This is a genomic window from Actinoplanes aureus (genome assembly GCF_015704865.1).
Taxonomy (GTDB): Bacteria; Actinomycetota; Actinomycetes; order Mycobacteriales; family Micromonosporaceae; genus Actinoplanes; species Actinoplanes aureus.
In genome coordinates this window covers 252,250-272,468 of sequence record NZ_JADQTO010000001.1, presented here as the reverse complement: position 1 = coordinate 272,468, position 20,219 = coordinate 252,250, and the positions used below count along the sequence as shown (strand labels likewise).

The window sequence follows — 20,219 nt, the reverse complement described above, 5'->3', positions numbered from 1 at the left end:
AACGGGGGAGACGATCACGCGTTCGCCGGCACCAGGCCGCGGGGCGCGAACTGCCGGGAGACGAGCACGCCGCACACGATGGAGGCGCTCGTCACACCGACGAGCGCGGACGCCCAGACGGCCGGCTGCCCGGTGCCCAGACCGTACAGCAGCCACGACGCGCAGGCCGAAACGGCCAGCCACCAGCGCAGCGGCGAGAGGCCGGAGAGGTCCTGGGTACGGTCCCGCAGCAGAGCCAGCGGCTGCGGCACCGCCGACACGAGCGACACCCCCGCCAGGATCATGCCCAGCATCGCCGCGGCACGGCCGCCGGTGACCTGGGGCAGGGCGGCCAGGGCGGCGGAGCCCGCGACGGCCAGCAGCACCGCGCCGGCCGTGCCCGCGCTCATCAGCAACGCCCGGCCGGAGCGCAGGTGCGGCTGGGTGATCAGCAGGGCCGCCAGGATGGCCAGCCCGGTCAGCGAACTGACGGTGTTGGTCACCACCTGCAGCGGGTCCCCGATCAGCAACCCGTACGTCACCCAGCCGATCGGCATCGCCACGCTCAGCATGCACGCCGTGGCCGACAGGCCGCCGGTGCGTCGCCGCACACACGAGCGGTAGACCTGGGGCCAGGCGATGGACATGGACAGGGCGGCTCCGAGGAGGCCGAAGACGTGGGTCAGCATGTTCCTTTTCCAAGTCGGGGTCAGGTGCCGGATGTCCGTTCGTCGCCGCTCTCCGGCGGCTGACCGGTTGCACCCGCACCGCACCCCGGTGCACCGCGAAGGCACCCGTGGGTGACGACGGCCCGGCGGCGTTTGGCAAAGTGGACGAATGCTGACCGACGTGGATCTGCCCGCGCCCGGACTGCTCTGGACCCGGTGGGCGACGTTGAGCGTCACGCTCACCGGCATCGGTCACGGCGACGTGTGGTCGATCGACGACCGCGGTGCCCATCACCACGACCGCGGCGGTCACTGGGCGCGATTCGCGCTGCTCGACGGGCGCCGGGCCGTGCTCTACGGCCACCACGCCGAGCAGAGCGCCACCACGCAGGCGGATCCCCCGCTGGACCTGCTCACCGGCGCGCCCGACTGGCTGCCCTGGGCGGATCTGGCGCCGCTCGCCGAGGCCGGCCGGCTCGGCTTCGTGATCTGGCACGAGAACGGCCGGTGGTCGCGGGTGCGCTACCACGACGCCGTCGAGGACGGCATGGCGATCCTGCTCACACCGCTGCTCAGCGCGGAGAACACCCGCACCGCCGTGACCGGCGTCATCACCGGCCCCGGCCGGCACGAGCTGTCCGGCCCGGTCCAGCGCGAAGAGGTGCGCGCCGCGAGCGAACGGCTGCTGCACGCCGCGGTGCGCGGCGAGGTCGGCGCCGCTCATCTGAAGGACCTGCTCGACCGGCTGACCGAGCCGGTGCTGGACATCGCCGCGGCGCTCGCGGTGGCCGGCCGGGCCGGCATCGCCCCCGGCACCCGGGTGCCGCGCATCGAGCCGGGGCGGCGCCCGCCGATGCGCCGGATCCGCCGGCTCAGCCAGGGCGAACACGACCGTCTGGTGTGGGCGGCCATGCACGACGCCGCCGAGCTGCGCCGGCCCGCGCCGCCGACCACCGCCGAGCTGGACGCGCTGATCGGCTGGCTCCAGGAGCGGGCACCGCACGGCGACGGCCGGTGCACCCTGCTGGCTTACGCGGACGCCACGAGTTTCAGCTCACAGCCGGGCGAGCACCCACCCGCCGACCGGCCCGGCGAGGAGCGGTTCGCCGGGTTCCGGCGACTCACCGAGCTGGTCCGGGCGCTGCGCCGGGCCGAGTCCGACCCGCGTTACGGGCGCTGGCTGTTCCTGCGGGTGGAGACCAGCGCGACCGGGGTCCGGGTGGAGCGCCGGTACGACTCCTGGCCGCCCTGGTGGCACGACGACGGGGTGTCCGGCCCGTGGCGGACGAACCTCCAGGAGGAGATGGACGGGCGCGGGCCGGCCTGGCGCCCGTCGTGGGTATCGCTGCTCGACCCGAAGATCGCCTTCCGGCCGCTGTGAGACCCGGGACTACCGGGCCTTGCCGGCGCGCAGCAGATCGAGTGACTTGGCCAGCCGGCGGCCCCGCGTCTCGGCGGTCTTGGCCGAGGTGAGCTGCTCGGCGTGCCAGCGCTGGTTGCTGAACGACATGCTGTCCCAGAACGCCTTGGCCGCCGGCTCGGCGGCGAGCGCCGCCGCGAGATCGTCCGGCACCTCGATCTCGCGGGGCGCGGTGTCCAGCTCGACCTCGAGGTCGTAGACCTCGCCGCCCTCGATGCCGGCCGCGGCCCGCCGGTCGGCGCTCACGCCGAGCCAGTACTCGCCGCCCATCCGCGCGATCGACGAGCGGAACTCGTAGCCGTTGACCCGCACGACGACCTTGGGTCTCCCGCCGCCGCCGAGCCCGTCGACGATCTCGTCCGCCACCTGGAAACCGGTCGTGTTCCCGCCGGTCCGCTGCAACTCCGCCCGGAACTCCATGCCCGCCACCCTAGGTCAGCGGCGCCTCGAAGCGGGAGCGGTCGAGGAAGGTCAACTGAGCTTGTTTGTGACCGAGATCGATCTGCTCGCCCAGTGTGTAGCCCTCGCGCTGGAGCCGGGTGATCATGCGCTCGTTACGGACGTCCGGCTCGGCGACGATCCGCTGGTTGGCCGGGTCGGCGAAGAGGTGCCGCATCAGGGCCGGGAAGACCGCGCTGGTCAGGTGCGGCAGCTCCCGGTCACCGGCGTCGAGCAGCAGGTGCATGCCGAAGTCGCCGGGGCGTACGTCGTAGCACTCGCCCACCGGGTCCTGCGCGGGTTCGTAGGTCTGGAAGACGCCGATCGGGCTGCCGTCGAGCAACAGCAGGTACGCGTGATGCGTCTCCAGCCCGTCGACGAAGGCGTAGATCTCCCGCACGTCCTCGACGGTGTGCTCACCCATCCCCCAGAACCGGTTGCGGGGCTTCACCACCCACTCGTGCACGATCGGGGCGTGCTCCACCGGGTCCAGCGGGATCATGGTCAGCTCGCCGAGTCCGGCGAGCTTCTCCGCGAAAACGATCATCGATAACTCCAGACGGTCCCAGTCGGTGACCAGCGGGACGAGCGCACCGGACGCCCAGAGCGGCAGCTGGTCCAGGAAGTGCGGTGAGTCCGGCGCGTCGGAGGCGCCGAACGGGACGACCCACCGGCTGCGCTGCCGGTCGGCGAGATCCCAGACGTACCGGGCCACCGGGCCACGCCAGCACAGGTCGCTGACGCCGGTGACGCTCGACGTGTTGAGCACGCAGCCGGCAGATCCGGACAGCGGAACCCGCGGCAGGTCGGCGTCCAGGCCGGGCAGCACGACCGGATGCAGGAGATGCCGTTCACCCCACGGCTCGTCCGGAACCGAGTCCGGCGAGGCCAGCGACGAAGCGTCGAGTCCGAGCCCGGTGAGCACGCCGTCGAGGGCGTGCCCGACGCGTCCGCGCGGATCGGTCCAGGGCGCGAAGATCGGGTCGTAGCCGGAATCGGCGAACAGCGGCCCGAGCGCCGGCAACTCGCACAGTGCGCGCGCCACGGCGGATCGCCAGGCCGCACGCCGGCCGGCCTCGACGGAGTCGGCCGGCATCGACGTGTCCATGTGAATCGATTCCGGCGGGGCGCCGGCGTCGAGCAGGGTACGGATCCGCCGTGCCCGGGCCGGCGGGGCGAAGTCGATGCCGTGCGGCTCGGTGTCGGCCCGGCGGTCGTTGGCGTTGACCGCGGAAGCCACGTCGAACCGCGCCATCGGAGACCAGCCCGGCTGCCAGGTGTAGCGCGGCTCCCAGGCCGGGACCGGCACCCAGCGGTTGCGGTCGTCGCGGACCGGGACCCGCCCGGCGGTCAGTTGCACGACCCGGCCGGTGCTGTCGGCGGCCAGGACGCTGTTCACCGGTTCGACCCAGTGCGACAGGGCGTCCGCGACGTCGTCCACGGTGGACGCCCGCAGCAGTGGCAACAGGGCGTCGAAGCCCAGATCAGAATCGGACCGGGCCGGGGTACGAAGACTCAGGTTCGCGTCGATGATCGGCCCGCGCGGCGTCTCCATGATGTCGACCGGGATCGGGTCGTCGTCGCGTACCAGAATGGTTTCCTGATGGGTGACCACCGGCTCCCAGCCGGCCGGGCCGCGTGCCTCGGCCCCGGACGGCGTCTGCCGCAGCTCTTCGAGGTAGAGGTCCTGGTAGTCGGCCATCGCGTTGGTGACCGCCCAGGCCACCGTGCCGGTGTGCCCGAAATGCTGCACGCCGGGTACGCCGGGGAAGGTCAGCCCGGCGACGTCGAACTCCGGGCAGGCCAGGCGGACCTGCTGGTAGACGCCGGGTAGTTCGAGAAGCCGGTGCGGATCCCCGGCGATCTGGCCGGGAACCGCCCAGGCGTTGCTCCCGGAGCCGCTGGGTCCCTCGACGGCGAACCACTCGACCGCGGCGGGCCCCAGGGTCCGCTCGACGTGCGCGCGCCACATCTTGTTGGGGAACGTCCCGAAAAGGATGTGCTGCACCAGGAACACGCCGAGCGATGACCAGGGCTGCCACTCGACGCCACCCGCGCGGACGCCGTCGGCGTACGACTCGAGGAAGCGCCGCGTCTCCGGCGAAGACGCGGCGAAGCAGCGCCGGGCCGTGTCGTCGAGCCGGCAGCGCCGGGCGAACCGGTCCCAGCCCACCTCGCCGGCACCGGCGAGGGAGGCTAGCCGGCCCTCCGAGCGCAACCGCTCGACGGTGATCTGGCGGCCCCGATCAGAAGCGGTCACCCGCCCCTGAAGGTAGGCCAGGTCGAGGACCGAGCCGGCCCGCAGGTGCGGGATACCGTAATCGTCGCGGTAGACCTTCATGCGGCGATCGGATTCTCCAGCTCGCCCGCGAAGATCAGTGAGCTGGCCTGGTCGGTGAGGTCCACCATCTGCAGGGTGTTGCGCAGTTGGAGCCGGTTCAGGCAGGAGTGCTTGAACGTGGGCCGCAGCAGGTCCAGCCGGCCGGCCAGCGACGGGTGATCCTTGGCGTGCTCGCGGACGCAGTCACCGGCCAGCGCCCAGAACTCGGCGGAGGACAGCACCCGGTCGGTGTCCAGGATCCCGGCGAGGTGCCGCAGGAACCCGTCGAAGACGTCGGTGAAGATCGCCAGTTCCTTGATCTCGTCGGTGACGTCGATCCGGATCCGCTCCACCTCGGGCGGCAGCGGCTGGTCGTTCATCACCGCCACCTCCTCACCGATGTCCTTCATGAAGACCCGGCTCGGCACATGGTCCTCCAGGACCAGGATCAGGTTCTCGCCGTGCGGCATGAACGCCAGGTCGTGCTTGAGCAGGCAGTGCACGATCGGACGCAGGTAGGCACGCAGATAGCTGGCCACCCACTCGGCGGGCGTACGACCGGACTCCCGGATCAGCGCGGAGACCAGGGCGTTCCCGTCCCGGTCGCGGTGCAGCAGGCTGGCCATGGTGGCCAGCCGCTCGGTGTCCGCGATGCGCGGGACCGGACTCTCCCGCCAGAGGGCGGCGAGCATCTTGGTGTACGCGCTAGGCGTACCCGTCCGGTGATAGGCATCCCCGACGTACCCCGCCGACGCCAGCTCCCGCAGCACACCGAAGCCGCACGCCCGCAGCTCCGGATCGTTCTCGACGACCTCGGCGACCCACTCGTTGATCGGCGGCGTGGCCTGCATGTACTTCGGCGACAGCCCGCGCAGGAAGCCCATGTTCTGCACCGCGATCGCGGTCTTGACGTAGTGCCGCTCCGGCCGGTCCACGTTGAAGAACGTCCGGATCGACTGCTGCGCCCGATAGCGATCAGGGCCGGCATCGAGCGGGACGATCGCCCGCCGGGCCACGTCGGGCGCGAACGTGACGGTCACCTTGTGCTCCCACTGCCACGGGTGCACCGGCAGGTAGCGGTAGTCGTCCGGGTTCAGTCCATGTCCTCGCAGCTGCTGCTCGAACCGTTGCAGCAGGTCTTCGCCGAACTCGGCCGCGTAGTGCGCGCGCTCGTCACCGGCGGAGACGAAGATGCTCTCGTCCCGGCGGATCGCCACCCAGCGCAGCCGGACCGGGCGACCGGCCTCCGGCGCGAAGGCCTCGTGGTCCTGGAGACCGAAACCGATCCGCCCGTTGTTGGCCACGAAGCCGGGATGGCCCTCGGTCATGGCGGCCTCGATGGTCTGGAAGTCGGCGTGCACGAGCTCGTCGGCGGTCTCCCGCCGGTGCGTGAACTTCCAGGCGGTGCCGGCCAGCGTCGCGGAGATCTCTTCGAGGTACGTACCGAGCAGCTTCTCCGGGATCCCGAGGGTCTCCCGGAGTTTGGCGATGAAGTCGAGCGCGTCCAGCGGTCCGTCGAGCGAGTCCGGGTCGACGACCCAGTGCTCCAGCTCGTGCCGTGTCGCCGTGAACGTGTTCTCGCCGAATCGGTAGCGGTCACCCTCCCGCACCGGTGAGATCAGCCGCTCGTGGCTGAACTCGGCGATCGCCTTCGCGATCAGCCGGCGGTGCGCGTACCCGATCGCTTCCGGCCGCAGGTGGGGGACGCTCATGGCGTACGCCGCACGCGTGCAGAAACTCAGCCGGGCCACCTTGTCGTGCAGCTGGACGTGACGTTCCTCGACGAAGCCGACCTCGGCGTTCTTCCGCTCGATCGCCTCGTTGCGCACGTCCGGCTCGACCACCACCCGGTCCACGTCCGAGTCGGCGAAGCAGAAGTCCATCACCGCGCGCATCACCGCCGAGGTGACCCCGGAGCGCTTCCGGGTCGGCGGCGAGACCAGCACGTGCATGCCGAGGTCGCCGGGCCGCACGTCGTAGTGCCGCGCCAGCTCGCTGTGCGCCGGGTCGTAGGTCTCGGCGAGGAAGAGCGGGGTGCCGTCGTCGTCCAGCCCGAGCCACGCGTGGTGGTGCGCGTTGTCCGCGATGGCCTGGTACTCCTCGCGCACCCGCTCCACCGAGGCGCGTTGCATTCCCCAGAAATGCGAGCGCGGGTGCGTCACCCACGCATGCAGCAGGTCCAGGTCGCGATCGAGATTCAGGGGTACGAGCTTCACGAGTTCACCAGCTGTCGGGGGATGTCAGCGGTCGGGGCACCGAACTGCTGGAAGGCGATCGACTCCTCGATCCGGTAGACCTCACGGCCGGTCAGGGCCTTGATGATCACGGAGTTGCGGTACGCGCCCATGCCCAGGTCGGGGTCGGTGACGCTGTGCGTGTGCTCGGCGGCGTTCTGCACGAAGACGTCGCCGGCCTTGCCGACGGCGTAGTCGACCGTGACGTCGAAGCGGCCGCGGGCGTCCCAGTTGATCCGGTCCCGGACCGGGTCCAGGAAGGACGGCACCCGCGGGGCGTACCCGGTGGCCAGGACCAGGCCCTGGGTGCCGGCGGTGAACGAGCGGCCCTGCTCGGCGTGGTTCAGCGCCAGCGTGTAGCGCTGTTCCACCTCGTCCCAGATGACACCCTCCAGCGCGGTGCCGGTGAGCAGCGTGGTCGGGATCGGCCCGTGCAGGCTCTTGGTGTAGAGCGTGTCGTAGATGGCGTCGACCAGGTCGCCGCTGATCCCCTTGTAGAGGTTGCGCTGCTCGCGGCCCAGCCGGTCGCGCACCTCCATCGGCAGAGCCTGGTGGTACCGGATGTACTCCGGCGAGGTCATCTCCAGGGTCAGCTTGGTGTACTCCATCGGGAAGTACCGCGGCGACCGGGTGATCCAGCTCAGGTGGTAGCCGTGTGTCTCGATCTCGGTGAGCAGGTCGAGGTAGATCTCGGCCGCGCTCTGCCCGCTGCCGATGATCGTGATCGACTCCAGCGACTGGAGACGCTCCTTGTTCGGCAGGTAGTCGGCGCTGTGCACGTACGGGCCCTGGTCGGCGACGGCCGGTACGCGCGGCGCGGTCCCGATGCCGAGCACCAGCTTGCGCGCCCGGTAGGTCTCGCCGTTGGTGCGCACGAGGTACGCCTCGCCGTCGTGCGTGACGGTTTCGACCCGGGTGTTCCAGCGGATCGACGGCAGTTGACCGGCGACCCACTTGCAGTACTCGTTGTACTCGGCGCGCAGCGGGTAGAAGCTCTCCCGGATGTAGAACGGGTAGAGCCGGCCCACCTGCTTGAGGTAGTTGAGGAACGAGAACCGGCTGGTCGGGTCGGCCATGGTGACCAGGTCGGCCATGAACGGGACCTGGATCGTCACCCCGTCGAGCATCAGACCGGGGTGCCAGTCGAACTCGGCCCGCTGCTCCAGGAAGACGCCGTCCAGGTCGGGCAGGTCGGCGGTGAGCGCGGCGAGGCCGAGGTTGAACGGTCCGACGCCGATCGCGACGAAGTCGTGCGTACGCATCAGGCCATCACCGCCGTGACCTCGTGCTCGCCCAGCAGGTCGCGGCCGATCTCCCGGATCAGGTCCAGTACGTCCTTCAGGTTGCCCATCGTGGTGTTGGGGTTGAGCAGGGTGAACTTCAGCCAGTAGTGGCCGCCGATCGTGGTGCCCGCGACGATCGCCTGACCGCCGTAGAAGAGCCGCTGCCGCAGCCGTGGCATCAGCGCGTCGCACTCGGCCACGCTCAGGCCCTCCGGCCGGAAGCGGAAGAGCACCGTGCTCAGCGTCGGCGGCGCCACCGCCTCGAAGTCGGCCTCGTCGAGGATGAACCGGTACGCCTCCTGCGCCCGGTCCACCACGGTGTCGAACATGTCGCCGATCCGCTCGGAGCCCATCGTGCGCAGGGTCATCCAGAGCTTCAGGGCGTCGAACCGGCGGGTGGTCTGCAGGCTCTTGTCGACCTGGTTCGGCACGGTCGCCGTACGCGGGTTCAGGTAGTCGGCGTGCACCGCGATCCGGCGCATCGTCTCGCCCCGGCGCACGACGATCGCGCTGGAGCTGACCGGTTGGAAGAAGCTCTTGTGGAAGTCGACGGTGACCGAGTCGGCCCGCTCGATGCCGTCGATCAGGTGCCGCCGGCGTTGCGAGACCAGCAGGCCGCAGCCGTACGCGGCGTCGACGTGCAGCCAGATGCCCTGGCTCTCGCAGACCGTGGCGATGCCGGCGACCGGGTCGATCCGGCCCAGGTCGGTGGTTCCGGCGGTGGCGACCACGGCCATCGGGATGCCGCCGTCGCGGCGTACGTCGTCGATCGCGGCGGCGAGCGCGGTCGAGTCCATCCGGCCGGTGCCGTCGGTGGCGACGCCGACCACGGCGTCCGCCGCCATGCCGAGGATGCCGGCCGACTTGCTGACGCTGAAGTGGCTCTCGGTGGTGGCGAAGATCCGCAGGAGCGGGATCGCTTCTTCCCGCTCTCGTCCTTCGAGGCCGGCGAGGGTCTCCTCGCGGGCCAGCAGCAGGCCCTGGAGGTTGGACTGGGTGCCGCCGCTGGTGAAGACGCCGTCCGCGTCGGGGCCGAACCCGATCCGGCCCGCGGTCCAGTCGATCAGCCGGCGCTCGATGAGCGTGCCGGCGGCGCTCTGGTCCCAGGTGTCGACCGAGGAGTTCACCGCGGAGATCAGGACCTCGGCGCTCAGCGCCGGGATGGCCACCGGGCAGTTCAGGTGCGCCACGTACGTCGGCTCGTGGAACCAGACCGCGTTGTCCAGGTAGAGCCGGGCCGCCTCGTGCAGCGCTGCACCGGTGTCACCGAGCGGGCGGTCCAGATCGACGGCGTCGACCTGCGCCTGAAGGTCGGCGACGGAAGCGCCGGAGTACGGCTGACGCACTGCCTTCACCCGGTCCGCGAGCAGCGCGGACGCGTGCCACACGGCGGACGTGTAACCGTCCAGCGTGGACCCGGAGAACAGGTGCGGGGACGCGAACCCCTCCAACGTGGCCTCCAACAATTAAGGTAACCCTTACCTAACTAAGGGGAGGCTAACGGTGTGCCCGCGAGATCGAAACCGCGGGTCCGGCACATCGGACGTGTCGGCTTCATCCCGGAACGACGCACACGGGCCGCCACCAGCGGATCAGTGCCGACGAGATTGTTCCGGGAGTGCGGCGTGATTCATCCCATAATGCGGACGAGGCCCACCGCCGGTATGGCGATGGGCCTCATCGATGTCCGTCAGAACGGGCTGAGCACGATCCCGGCCGCGCGCGGGTCACCGTCGTGCACCAGCGACTCCTGGTTCTGCACGTCGTCGAAGGCGAACGCGTAAGCCTTGCCGTCGACCATGTTCGCGTGGATCTCCGGGCGTACACGTTGGTCCGTTCTCCCTGGTAGAAGTCGCTCGCGAGCCCGCTCGGCTGGGTGTCGAGGCGGCCCAGCGTGGTGCGCTGGAGTGCGGCGCACAGAGTCCGCGCGATCGGGCCGACGACCTGATCGTTCGGTGCGGCGAGCGCGCCGTCGCAGCCCCACACGTTGGCCGTCGACGGCTTGGTGAACGACGCCACGGTCCGGCCCGACGGGTCGGTGAAGCCCAGGACGTCGCCACTGGTCCGGCCCGTATATTTCAGACCCGGCTGATCGGTGAACGGGACGACGGTAAGGGTCTTCGTCGCGTACGCGTTCCAGGCGCTGGAGATGTACGGGTCGAGGTAGGTGGGGCTCATCAGGCCGGCGTCGGCGGCCTTGCCCGGAGCCAGCACCCGCAGCACGGTGCCGTCGGCGGCGGTCACGACGCTCTTCGCAAAGTCCGGGTTCGCCTTGACCGCGTCGATCACCTTCTGCCGGCCACCGGCGACCGGCTCCCCGGTCTCGCGGGTCGCCCCGCTGCCGCCGGTGACGCTCACGATGTGCGGCACCGCGAACATGTCCACCTGCGAGCTGTTCAGCCACAGCCCGGACGCGTTGAGGGTGAACTCGCTCCAGTCGAAGAGGATGTCGTGGTTCGGGTCGGCGGACGCCCACGGAGCGGGCTGGACCAGGCCGTCGGTCGTGAGCCGGAAGTCCAGCTTGCGGCCGAAGGAGAAGTAGATCCGGCCGGAGATGTTCCGCGGCACCCGGATCGTGGTGCTGTCGCCGTTCCCGGGTCCGGGGATGGCCACGTCGGGTGCGGGCACCGGGACGGTCCCGCCGCCGGTCCAGGCGGTGAAGGTGCCGGAGGCGTCGACGTAGCCGAGCTTGCCGGTGTTCAGGTTGGTGCCGAGCACGTAGAGGTGGACGGCCTGGTTGCGGCCGGTCTTGTTCTCCACCTTGACGGGCAGCAGGTCGGTCGCCGGCGCCGTGGCCGGTTCTGTAGTCGGCTTTGTAGTCGGCTTTGTAGTCGGCGCCGTGGTCGGCGCCGTGGTCGGCTTCGCAGTCGCGGAAGTCGCGGGAGTCGCGGCCGGCGGCGTGGTGGACGAACCGTTACAGGGTGCGCCGTTCAGCTTGCAGTTGACCGGCTGCGCGCCCGCGCCGACGAAACCGAACGTCGCCTTCGCACCGACCGGAATCGCACCGTTCCAGGAACGGTTCGTGAATGTCCGGTGACTGCCCGAAGCCGTCATGTCGGCTTCCCAGAAACTGCCGACAGCGGCTCCGGCCGGAAGGTCGAATTCGACTTTCCAGGACGCGATGGCGGACGTTCCGGTGTTGCTGATGGTCACCTCGGCCTGCCAGCCGCTGCCCCAGTCGGAGACCGTACGCAGGGTGGCGGTGGGTGCCGCGGCCGAGGCGGGCAGGGCGATCCAGGCGGTGGCGAGAGCGGCGACGGTGGCCGCCGCGGCGAGAACAAGACTCCGTTTGCGGCGCATGGGGGTGCTGCCTCCGTAGGAGAACGGTCAGGGAACCCCGCCATTATTCGCAGCCGAATCCGCCCGCGGCCCCTTTCTTTAATGCCCCTTTAAGGTCGGATTTCGCCGACGTATTTCGCCCGTGCCGGATAACACTTTCTCCGTCAGCCGGACCGCGACCGGTCGCGGCCCGGCGTCGGAAATCAGCTCGCGCGGGTCAGGCGCACCACCGACCAGGAGATCCGGGGCAGCACCACGGTGGCGGCGTCGCCGTCTACCGACACCTCGGTGATCGGGCGCAGGGTGACCCGCTCCGGGTCGTCCATGGTGTTGGCCGCGCGTACGTCGTCGTCGGTGAGCGTCCAGGCCTCCGCGACGGTCAGCCCGGCGCCGAACCCACTCAGGTCCACGGCGAGCTCGACCGGCTGCTCCTGATCCCGGTTCACGGCGAAGAGCACGACGTCGCCGGTGGCCGGGTCGTGGGTGGCGACGGCGTCGACCACGTCCGCCACCCCGTACTTCGCGGTCTCGTAGGTCGGGGTCTCCACCGCGACCTCCAGCACGTCGCCCTTGGCCAGCGCCGCGGTCCGGGAGAACGGGTAGAAGATGGTCTGCCGCCAGGCCGGCCCGCCCGGCTCGGTCATGATCGGCGCGATGACGTTCACCAGCTGGGCCTGGCAGGCCGCGGTCACCCGGTCGCTGTGCCGCAGCAGCGAGATCAGCAGGTTGCCGACCACCACCGCGTCCGCAACGTTGTACTGGTCCTCGATGACCCGCGGGGCGACCTTCCACTCATCCGGCAGCGGCGCGTTCTGGAACCGGGACAGGTACCAGACGTTCCACTCGTCGAACGAAAGGTTGATCTTCTTCTTGCTCTTCAGCCGGGCGCCGACCGCGTCCGCGGTGGCCACGATGCTGTTCACGAAGTGGTCCATGTCCACCGCGCTGGCCAGGAACGAGCCGAGGTCGCCGTCGTGCTCCTCGTAGTACGCGTGGCAGGACACGTAGTCGACCACGTCGTACGCGTGCTCCAGCACCGTCGACTCCCAGGTACCGAAGGTCGGCATCACCGAGCTGGAACTACCGCAGGCGACCAGTTCCAGATCCGGTTCCGCCGAGCGCAGCGCCCGCGCCGTGGAGGCGGCCAGGAGCCCGTATTCCTCCGGGGTCTTGTGCCCGGTCTGCCACGGGCCGTCCAGTTCGTTGCCCAGGCACCAGATCTTGATCCCGTACGGCTTCTCCACACCGTTGGCCCGCCGCCGCTCGGAGAGCTCGGTGCCCTCCGGGTGGTTGACGTACTCGTGGACGTCGAGCGCCTCCTGCACGCCGCGGGTGCCGAGGTTCACCGCGTACATGATCTCGACGTCGGCCTTCTCCGCCCACTTGGCGAACTCGTCGATGCCGACCTGGTTGGTCTCGATGCTGCGCCAGGCCAGGTCACGGCGGCGGGGCCGGTTCTCGACCGGGCCGACACCGTCCTCCCAGCGGTAGCCGGAGACGAAGTTGCCGCCCGGATAACGGACCATCGTGACGCCGAGCTCGCGGGCCAGGGCCAGCACGTCGGTACGGAAGCCGTCCTCATCGGCGAGCGGGTGACCCGGCTCGTAGATCCCGGTGTAGACGCAGCGACCCATGTGCTCGACGAAGGAGCCGAAGGTCCGGCGGCTCACCGGAGCCACTACGCGGGCAGGGTTCAGTGCGACACGTGCACTAAGCATGTTGTTCCTTAGAAAGTCACTTGACGGCGCCGATGGTCAAGCCACCGCGCCAGTACCGCTGCAACATCAGGAAGGCCACGATCAGGGGGACGATTGCCACCAGAGCCCCGGTCACGATCACGTTGAACGTGGCTGCGCCGCCGTTGCCCATGATCGCGGACATGTACCAGGTCCGCAGACCGACGGTGAGCGGGTAGAGCTGGTCGTCGCTCAGCATCACCAGGGGCAGGAAGAAGTTGTTCCAGGACGCGACCATGCTGAACAGCAGGACGGTGATCAGGGCGGGCTTCATGGCGGGCAGTGCCACGCTGCGGAAGACCCGGAACTCGCCGGCTCCGTCCATCCGGGCCGCCTCGAGCATCTCGTCCGGGATCGAGTCGGCCACGTAGACCCGGAGCAGGTAGACGCCGAACGGGTTGAGCAGCGACGGCAGGATCACCGCCCAGATCGTGTCGACCAGGTTCGCCTGCGACATCAGCAGGTAGGTAGGCAGCACCAGCGCCGTCGCCGGCACCATGATCAGGCCGAGGAGCAGCGCGAACAGGGCGTTGCGGCCCGGGAAGCGCAGCTTGGCGAAGGCGTAGCCGGCCAGCGCCGAGATGGCCGTCGCGCCGACGCCGCTCACCACCGCGTAGAACGCCGAGTTACGCAGCCAGGTGAGGTAGACCCCGTTCTCCTGGTTGAACAGCAGCTTCAGGTTCTCGGTCAGATGGAAGCCGGAGAACCAGAGCGCGCCCGCGTCGAAGAGCCCCTCGTTGTTCTTGGTCGCGGCCACCAGCAACCACCAGAAGGGGAGCAGGAAGTAGACCGCCATCAGAGCCATCACCACGTGAGCCGCGGTGCTGCCGGCGGTGATGCGGCGGGCCGGCTTCGCTTCGGCCCGTTCCGGGGCCTGCGTCAGAGTGCTCATCGCAGCGCGCTCCGTTTCCGGGTGGCGAAGAGGAAGAGGTACGACCCGACGAAGACCACCGCGCCGAGCAGGAACGAGATCGCCGCCGAGTAGTTGTACTGCTGGAACGAGAACGCCTGGTTGTAGGCGTACACGTTGGGCGTGTAGTGCTGGGTGATCGCGCCCGGGTTGAGCGGCTGCAGGATCAGCGGCTCGGTGAAGAACTGCAGGGTGCCCATGATCGTGAAGAGCGTGGCCAGGACCAGCGCCGAGGAGATCATCGGTGTCTTGATCCGGAGAGCGATCTGCACCTGCCCGGCGCCGTCGATCTTGGCGGACTCGTAGACCTCCTTGGGGACGCCCTGCAGCGCCGCGTACAGGACGATCATGTTGTAGCCGGCCCACTGCCAGGTGACGATGTTGCCCAGCGACGCCAGCACCGTGTCACCGGAGACGAAATTGATGCCGGTCCAGGAGAGCGGGCCGATGTTCTTGCTGTAGAGGAAGCCCCACATCAGCGTGCCGATCACCACCGGCACGGCGTAGGGCACGAAGGCCGCGAGCCGGAAGAACCGGGAGAACCGCGAGGTCGCCGCGTCGATCAGCAGGGCTGCGAGCAGAGCGAGCCCGATCATCACCGGGGTCTGGATCAGGCCGAAGATCAGGACCCGGACCACGCCCTCACGGACCAGCGGGTCGTCGATCGCCTGCTTGTAGTTGTCCAGGAAGGCGAAGACCTCACCCTCGATCAGGGTGGAGCGATAGAGGCTGATCTTGAACGCGTACGCCAGCGGGGCGAGCAGAAAGGCGACCAGCAGAACCGCGAACGGCAGGACGAAGAGCCAGCCGGTGCCGGCCTGCCGCAGCTTCGTCGCCCGCCGGGTCCGCACCGGCTCCGAGGGGCCCGCGGCCGCCGGAGCGGCCGCGGACTTGATCTGAACCTCGGTCATTACTGAACCTTGAAGCCCTGCTGGGTGGCGTAGGTCTTGACGCTCTCCTGCGCCGCGTCCAGCGCCGCCGACCAGGACGTCTTCTTCTCGATCGCCTGGTTCAGGTTGGTGGTCAGCTGGCTGAAGTTGTAGCTGTTGAACGGGCTCCAGGAGAACGGGCCGATCGCGTTGTAGGCCGGGACGAAGACCTCGTTGACCTTCTGGCCGCCGAAGAAGTCGTACTCCTTGTTCTTGAAGGTGTCCGACTCGAGGACCGGCGTGGCGGTCGGGAAGAGGAACGCCTTGTCGATGCCGATCTTCCAGGCCTCGGTGTTCTTCGCGCCGAAGAGCTCCATCGCGACCTTGGCGGCGACGTCCGGGTACTTGGCCTGGTCGGTCACCGCGAACGAGGAGCCACCCCAGTCACCCTGCTTGTTCTCGCCGGCGACCCACTGCGGCAGCGGCGCGACCTTCCACTTGCCGGCCGACTTGGCGGCGTTGGCCTGGATGTAACCGGGGCCCCAGCCGGCCGCGATGTAGGTGGCGTACTTCTCCGAGTTGAGGCCGTTGTAGAAGTCCGTGGTGTGGAAGGCGGTGGTGTCGGCCAGACCCGCGCCGACCAGACCCTCCCAGTACTCGATGACCTTCTTGGCCTCGGGGCTGTTGACGTTGACACCGATGTTCGACGGGTTCGCGATGTCGTAGGTGTACGGCTGGGCGCCGGCCTGCCAGAACAGACCGGTCATGAAGCCGCCGTCGTTGGCGCCGAAGTCGGTGATGAAGGACTTGCCGGCCGAAGCGGTCTTCAGCTTCTCGGCCTGCGCCTTGTACTCGTCCCAGGTCTTCGGCACGGTCAAGCCGTATTTCTTGAAGATGTCGTCGCGGTACATCATGGCCATCGGGCCGGCGTCGACCGGGATGGCGTAGACCTGGTCACCGGTGCTGACCTGCTTCCACGCCCAGTCGACGTAGTCGCCCTTGACGTCGTTGGCCCCGTACTTGCCGAGGTCGACGAGGTGCTTGGTGAGCTGGAAGGTGGGGATCTCCTGGAGCTCGAGCATCGCCACGTCGGGCGCGCCCTTGCCGGCCTTGAGCGCGGTCTGGAGCTTGGTGTACTGGTCCTGACCGGTGCCCGCGTTCGTCCACTCGATCTTGATGTCGGTGTGGGTCTTGTTGAACAGGTCGACGACACCCTGGAACTCCGGGTACCAGGCCCAGACCTTGATGGTGACCGGGCCGTCGGGCTTCTCGGGCGTCTCAGCGGCATCGCTGCCGCAGGCGACCATCGTCATGGCGGTGAAGGCAGCGACGGCGGTCACGGCTGATCGCCGCAGACTTCGCCTTACACTAAAGTTCCTGACGTTCACTGGGTCCTCACAGGGTTGAGCAATCGAGTATCCGGTTGACGTGTCGGGTAAGAGCCGGCTCCCGGTGCTGGCACACCGAGGGCCGGCCACTGTCTTGGCCACGCTTGTCTTGGCCACGCCGCAAACCCATTCCCACCTGCGCCTATGTCGCTCGGCCGTGGGTGTTGCTACGATTTTGCAGCGCTGCAAAGACAGCATGCACAACCGTCCAATCGACGGCAAGGGGTAACCTGCCGGAAACTTGGCGCTCGCGGGAAGCCGCAAAGGGGGGCACATTGCGTCGGGAAGTCACTCTGCGTGACGTGGCGGAGCTGGCCGGAGTCTCCAGCCGGACCGTCTCCAACGTGGTGAACGGCTACGCGAACGTCACCGAACGGACCCGCGTCCGGGTCGAGCGGGCGGTCAAGGAACTGGGCTACCGCCCCAACGTGCTGGCCCGGAACCTGGCACAGGGACGGTCCGGCCAGATCGCGCTCGTGGTGCCGTACCTGGACACCCCGTACTTCTCCGAGCTGTTGCAGAGCGTGATCCGCGCGGCCAAGGTCAGCGGTTATAACGTTCTGATCGACCAGACCGACGGCGACCCGGAGCACGAGCGCGGCTTCATCGCCCACGGCTCGCGCCGGCTGCTCTTCGACGGCGTCATCTTCAGCCCGCTCGGCCTCGACCAGCAGGCCCTCGCCGACCGCGACCCGGCACTGCCGCTGGTGATACTCGGCGAGCGGACCAGCGACGGCACCTTCGACCACGTCGGCATCGACGACGTGGCCGCCTCCCGGCAGGCCACCGAGCACCTGCTGGACCTCGGCCGGAACCGGGTGGCCGCGATCGGCGACCAGCCGTACGCCACCGGCGAGGCGGCGCAACGGCGCACGCGCGGCTTCCGCGAGGCGCACCAGGCGCGCGGCCTGCCGGTGCGCGAAGACCTGATCATCGGTACGCCGCGGTTCAACCGCCCCGACGGCGCTCACGCGATGGCACATCTGCTGGAGCTGGAGGAGCCCCCGGACGCGGTCTTCTGCTACAGCGACCTGGTCGCGCTCGGTGCCATCCGGGCCATCGTCTCCCGCGGCCTGCGGGTGCCCGAGGACATCGCGGTGATCGGCTACGACGACATCGAGGACGGGCGGTTCTCCAACCCAACGGTCACGACGATCTCCCCCGACAAGGAGATGATCGCCGCGACCGCGGTCGAGCGCCTGCTGCTGCGAATCAGCAGCGCGACGCCACCACCCGGCCTGGAACTGCGCGCCCCGCACAAACTGATAGTGCGAGAAAGCACCGTCGGCCGAAGCGCGCGCCCGCCGTCAGCCTGAGCACTGCATTCCACAAAGGACTTAGGACGTTATAGTGACTTCTTCCGGTAAGTGCACGGGTGGGGGTCACTCCGAATGCCGCAAGCAATGGCCATGCCAGTGCGAAGACGCCGGATCGCCCACTTCACACATATCGACAATCTCGCCGAGAGGGACGAGGAAACCTGCTCATGGCCGATGTCGACGCCCTGGTCAACACGGTCAACACCGTAGGAGTCATGGGTAAGGGCATCGCGCTGCAGTTCAAGCGCGCATACCCGGACAACTTCGGCGTTTACCATGACGCGTGCTCGCGCGGCGAGATTGAGTTGGGCCGCGTCTTCGCGTTCGATCGCGGCATCATCGGCCCGCGGCGCTATATCGTCAATTTCCCCACCAAGAACCATTGGCGCAACGACTCGCGCCTCGAGGACATCCGCTCCGGGCTCGACGATCTGGTGAGAGCAGTCCGGACGTTCGACATCAAATCAGTGGCCACTACTTGACCGGGCTGGGAGACCGCTCATCGAGGGTTACCGAACTCGCCCCGATCACACCGACGTCCGGCACACGCGAAGCCATCGCCAAGCTGATCGAGCGACATTCTGACCATCAGGCACAACTTGAGGCCGTCCTCGACCTGATTGAAGGTTTTGAGACGCCGTACAGTCTGGAGCTTCTCGCGACGGTGCACTGGGCCTCCGTCCAGTCGCCGCCGACCGCCGATCTCACCGAGCTCACCGAGCGGGTCGCTCAGTGGAGCTTGCGTAAAGCCCGGTTGTTCACCGACCGGCACATTCAGCTCGCGGCACAACGATTGTCGGAATATCAGCTGCTCGCCACGGCGGAGTACAGACCGATCTCCGTTCCGCGGGCGACTCGAGCCTGACCGACAGCATGATCGGCGGCGCTCCTGCGCTACTGGAAGAGTTTCGCGGCAGTGATCGCGGTCTGGATGACTCCGTAACCCAGAAGCACCGTCACCAGCGCCCAGGAGAGGAACAGTCTCACGCTGCCACCTCCTCTTCTTTCTCTCTCGTCGCGGGCTCGTGGAAGCGCTCGGGCACCGGCCGCACCAGCAGGTTGGCGATGAAGCCGACGGCCAGCAGGGCGACCATGGTGAACAGCGCCGGCCGGTAGGCGTCTGCGGTCAGCGTGCCGGGCTTGCCCTGCGCGTCCAGAAACCGGTTGATGATCAGCGGGCCGGCCACTCCGGCGGCGGACCAGGCGGTCAGCAGGCGGCCGTGGATGGCGCCCACCTGGTATGTGCCGAACAGGTCACGCAGGTAGGCCGGTATCGTCGCGAACCCGCCGCCGTAGAAGGACAGGATCACGCCGGCCAGCAGCACGAACAGCGCGGTCGCGGCTGGGCCGATCAGGGCCAGCAGGACGTAGAGGACCATGCCGCCGCCGAGGTAGATCATGTAGATCGGTTTGCGGCCGATCAGGTCGGAGGTCGAGGACCAGATGAACCGGCCGGCCATGTTGAACAGCGAGAGCACGCCGACGAAGCCGGCCGCCGCGGAGACCGCGACCGACGACTCGCCGTTCTCCCGGAAGAAGTCCTGGATCATCGGGCTGGCCTGTTCCAGGATGCCGATACCGGCCGTGACGTTGCAGAACAGCACGATCCAGAGCAGCCAGAACGCGCGGGTCCGGATGGCGTTCGCCGCGGACACCTGGGCGGTGGTGACCAGCGGCTTCTGGCGTACCGAGGCCGGGTCCCAACCCTCCGGCTGCCAGCCCTCGCGCGGCACCCGGATGTTGAACACCCCGAACATCATGATCACGAAGTAGCCGATGCCGAGGGTGACGAAGAGCCAGGTCAGCGCGGTGCCGTCGGCGACCGAGGTGGCGACGTTCGGGTCGTAGTCGCTGTCGTAGAGCGACATGAGCTGCCGGGACAGCGGCCCGGCGATCAGCGCGCCGCCGCCGAACCCCATGATCGCCAGGCCGGTGGCCAGTCCCGGCCGGTCCGGGAACCACTTGATCAGGGTGGAGACCGGCGAGATGTAGCCGATGCCGAGCCCGATACCGCCGAGCACGCCGTAGCCGAGGTAGAGCAGCCAGAGCTGGCTCGTGGCGATGCCGAGCGCGCCGACCAGGAAGCCGGATGCCCAGAAGGAGGCCGACACGAACATCGCCTTGCGTGGCCCGCTCGCCTCCACCCAGGTGCCGCCGACCGCGGCGGAGAGGCCGAGCATGACGATCGCGATGCTGAAGACGATCCCGATCGCCGTCTGGCTGGTGTCGAAGTGCTGGACCAGGGAGTTCTTGTAGACGCTTGTGGCGTACGCCTGGCCGATGCACAGGTGCACGGAGAGCGCGGCGGGCGGAATGAGCCAGCGGCTGTACCCGGGCGGCGCGACGGAGTGAGCGCGATCCAAGGCGGAGAGCAGG

17 protein-coding genes and 2 pseudogenes are annotated in these 20,219 nt (G+C 68.8%); 4 read left to right on the top strand and 15 right to left on the bottom strand.

Annotated elements, in window-relative coordinates:
• Positions 1-14: 14 nt before the first annotated feature.
• Entirely contained in the window at positions 15-668 is a 654-nt protein-coding gene (locus I4J89_RS01240; protein ID WP_196411908.1) for a SemiSWEET transporter, read from the bottom strand.
• Positions 669-816: 148 nt separating this feature from the next.
• On the opposite strand from I4J89_RS01240, the gene I4J89_RS01235 reads away from it, so the two are divergent.
• Complete coding sequence (locus I4J89_RS01235) at positions 817-2,028, top strand: hypothetical protein (protein WP_196411907.1); 1,212 nt, start codon at positions 817-819, stop codon at positions 2,026-2,028.
• A gap of 9 nt (positions 2,029-2,037) precedes the next feature.
• Here the strand turns inward: I4J89_RS01235 and I4J89_RS01230 are convergent, their stop codons facing one another.
• From I4J89_RS01230 to I4J89_RS01185, 12 genes and pseudogenes are all read right to left on the bottom strand, one after another.
• Positions 2,038-2,487: a YdeI/OmpD-associated family protein gene (locus tag I4J89_RS01230; protein WP_196411906.1), complete on the bottom strand. Its 450-nt coding sequence runs from the start codon at positions 2,485-2,487 to the stop codon at positions 2,038-2,040.
• A gap of 10 nt (positions 2,488-2,497) precedes the next feature.
• The gene (locus tag I4J89_RS51905) at positions 2,498-3,049 is read right to left on the bottom strand and encodes a GNAT family N-acetyltransferase (protein WP_373688087.1); all 552 of its coding nucleotides are present in this window, start codon (positions 3,047-3,049) and stop codon (positions 2,498-2,500) included.
• Between the two features lie 24 nt (positions 3,050-3,073).
• Positions 3,074-4,846: pseudogene (locus I4J89_RS01225) on the bottom strand (penicillin acylase family protein); the annotation flags it as partial.
• The gene (locus tag I4J89_RS01220; RefSeq protein WP_196411904.1) at positions 4,843-7,041 is read right to left on the bottom strand and encodes a GNAT family N-acetyltransferase; all 2,199 of its coding nucleotides are present in this window, start codon (positions 7,039-7,041) and stop codon (positions 4,843-4,845) included. The gene I4J89_RS01220 and the pseudogene I4J89_RS01225, both read right to left, overlap by 4 nt.
• Entirely contained in the window at positions 7,038-8,321 is a 1,284-nt protein-coding gene (locus I4J89_RS01215) for a lysine N(6)-hydroxylase/L-ornithine N(5)-oxygenase family protein (RefSeq protein ID WP_196411903.1), read from the bottom strand. The genes I4J89_RS01220 and I4J89_RS01215 overlap by 4 nt, the downstream gene beginning before the upstream one ends.
• Positions 8,321-9,805 carry a pyridoxal phosphate-dependent decarboxylase family protein gene (locus I4J89_RS01210; RefSeq protein ID WP_196411902.1) on the bottom strand — a complete coding sequence of 495 codons (1,485 nt, stop codon included), beginning with the start codon at positions 9,803-9,805 and terminating at the stop codon, positions 8,321-8,323. Before I4J89_RS01210 ends, I4J89_RS01215 begins: the two co-directional genes overlap by 1 nt.
• Positions 9,806-10,032: 227 nt before the next feature.
• Entirely contained in the window at positions 10,033-10,143 is a 111-nt protein-coding gene (locus I4J89_RS51355; protein WP_309238161.1) for a beta-1,3-glucanase family protein, read from the bottom strand.
• A gap of 74 nt (positions 10,144-10,217) precedes the next feature.
• A pseudogene (locus I4J89_RS01205) lies at positions 10,218-11,642 on the bottom strand (beta-1,3-glucanase family protein); the annotation flags it as partial.
• A gap of 182 nt (positions 11,643-11,824) precedes the next feature.
• Positions 11,825-13,339 carry an arabinosylfuranosidase ArfA gene (gene arfA, locus I4J89_RS01200; protein WP_196411901.1) on the bottom strand — a complete coding sequence of 505 codons (1,515 nt, stop codon included), beginning with the start codon at positions 13,337-13,339 and terminating at the stop codon, positions 11,825-11,827.
• Positions 13,340-13,355: 16 nt separating this feature from the next.
• Positions 13,356-14,249: a carbohydrate ABC transporter permease gene (locus tag I4J89_RS01195; RefSeq protein WP_196411900.1), complete on the bottom strand. Its 894-nt coding sequence runs from the start codon at positions 14,247-14,249 to the stop codon at positions 13,356-13,358.
• Positions 14,246-15,178 (bottom strand): carbohydrate ABC transporter permease, encoded by a 933-nt coding sequence (locus I4J89_RS01190; RefSeq protein ID WP_196411899.1) that lies wholly within the window; start codon positions 15,176-15,178, stop codon positions 14,246-14,248. Before I4J89_RS01190 ends, I4J89_RS01195 begins: the two co-directional genes overlap by 4 nt.
• Entirely contained in the window at positions 15,178-16,476 is a 1,299-nt protein-coding gene (locus I4J89_RS01185; protein WP_196411898.1) for an ABC transporter substrate-binding protein, read from the bottom strand. Before I4J89_RS01185 ends, I4J89_RS01190 begins: the two co-directional genes overlap by 1 nt.
• 323 nt (positions 16,477-16,799) lie before the next feature.
• On the opposite strand from I4J89_RS01185, the gene I4J89_RS01180 reads away from it, so the two are divergent.
• From I4J89_RS01180 to I4J89_RS49155, 3 genes are all read left to right on the top strand, one after another.
• Positions 16,800-17,840, top strand: a complete 1,041-nt coding sequence (locus I4J89_RS01180; protein WP_196411897.1) for a LacI family DNA-binding transcriptional regulator — start codon at positions 16,800-16,802, stop codon at positions 17,838-17,840.
• Between the two features lie 170 nt (positions 17,841-18,010).
• On the top strand, positions 18,011-18,325 hold the full coding sequence (locus I4J89_RS49160) for a macro domain-containing protein (RefSeq protein WP_230858157.1): 315 nt from the start codon (positions 18,011-18,013) through the stop codon (positions 18,323-18,325).
• Positions 18,322-18,708 carry a hypothetical protein gene (locus tag I4J89_RS49155; protein WP_230858156.1) on the top strand — a complete coding sequence of 129 codons (387 nt, stop codon included), beginning with the start codon at positions 18,322-18,324 and terminating at the stop codon, positions 18,706-18,708. The genes I4J89_RS49160 and I4J89_RS49155 overlap by 4 nt, the downstream gene beginning before the upstream one ends.
• A gap of 29 nt (positions 18,709-18,737) precedes the next feature.
• Here I4J89_RS49155 and I4J89_RS52210 read toward each other — a convergent pair whose 3' ends face one another.
• Both I4J89_RS52210 and I4J89_RS01170 read right to left on the bottom strand, forming a co-directional pair.
• The gene (locus I4J89_RS52210) at positions 18,738-18,830 is read right to left on the bottom strand and encodes an MFS transporter small subunit (protein ID WP_444876217.1); all 93 of its coding nucleotides are present in this window, start codon (positions 18,828-18,830) and stop codon (positions 18,738-18,740) included.
• A complete protein-coding gene (locus I4J89_RS01170) occupies positions 18,827-20,218 on the bottom strand; it encodes an OFA family MFS transporter (protein ID WP_444876218.1) in 1,392 nt (463 codons plus the stop codon). The genes I4J89_RS52210 and I4J89_RS01170 overlap by 4 nt, the downstream gene beginning before the upstream one ends.
• Position 20,219 lies beyond the last annotated feature (1 nt).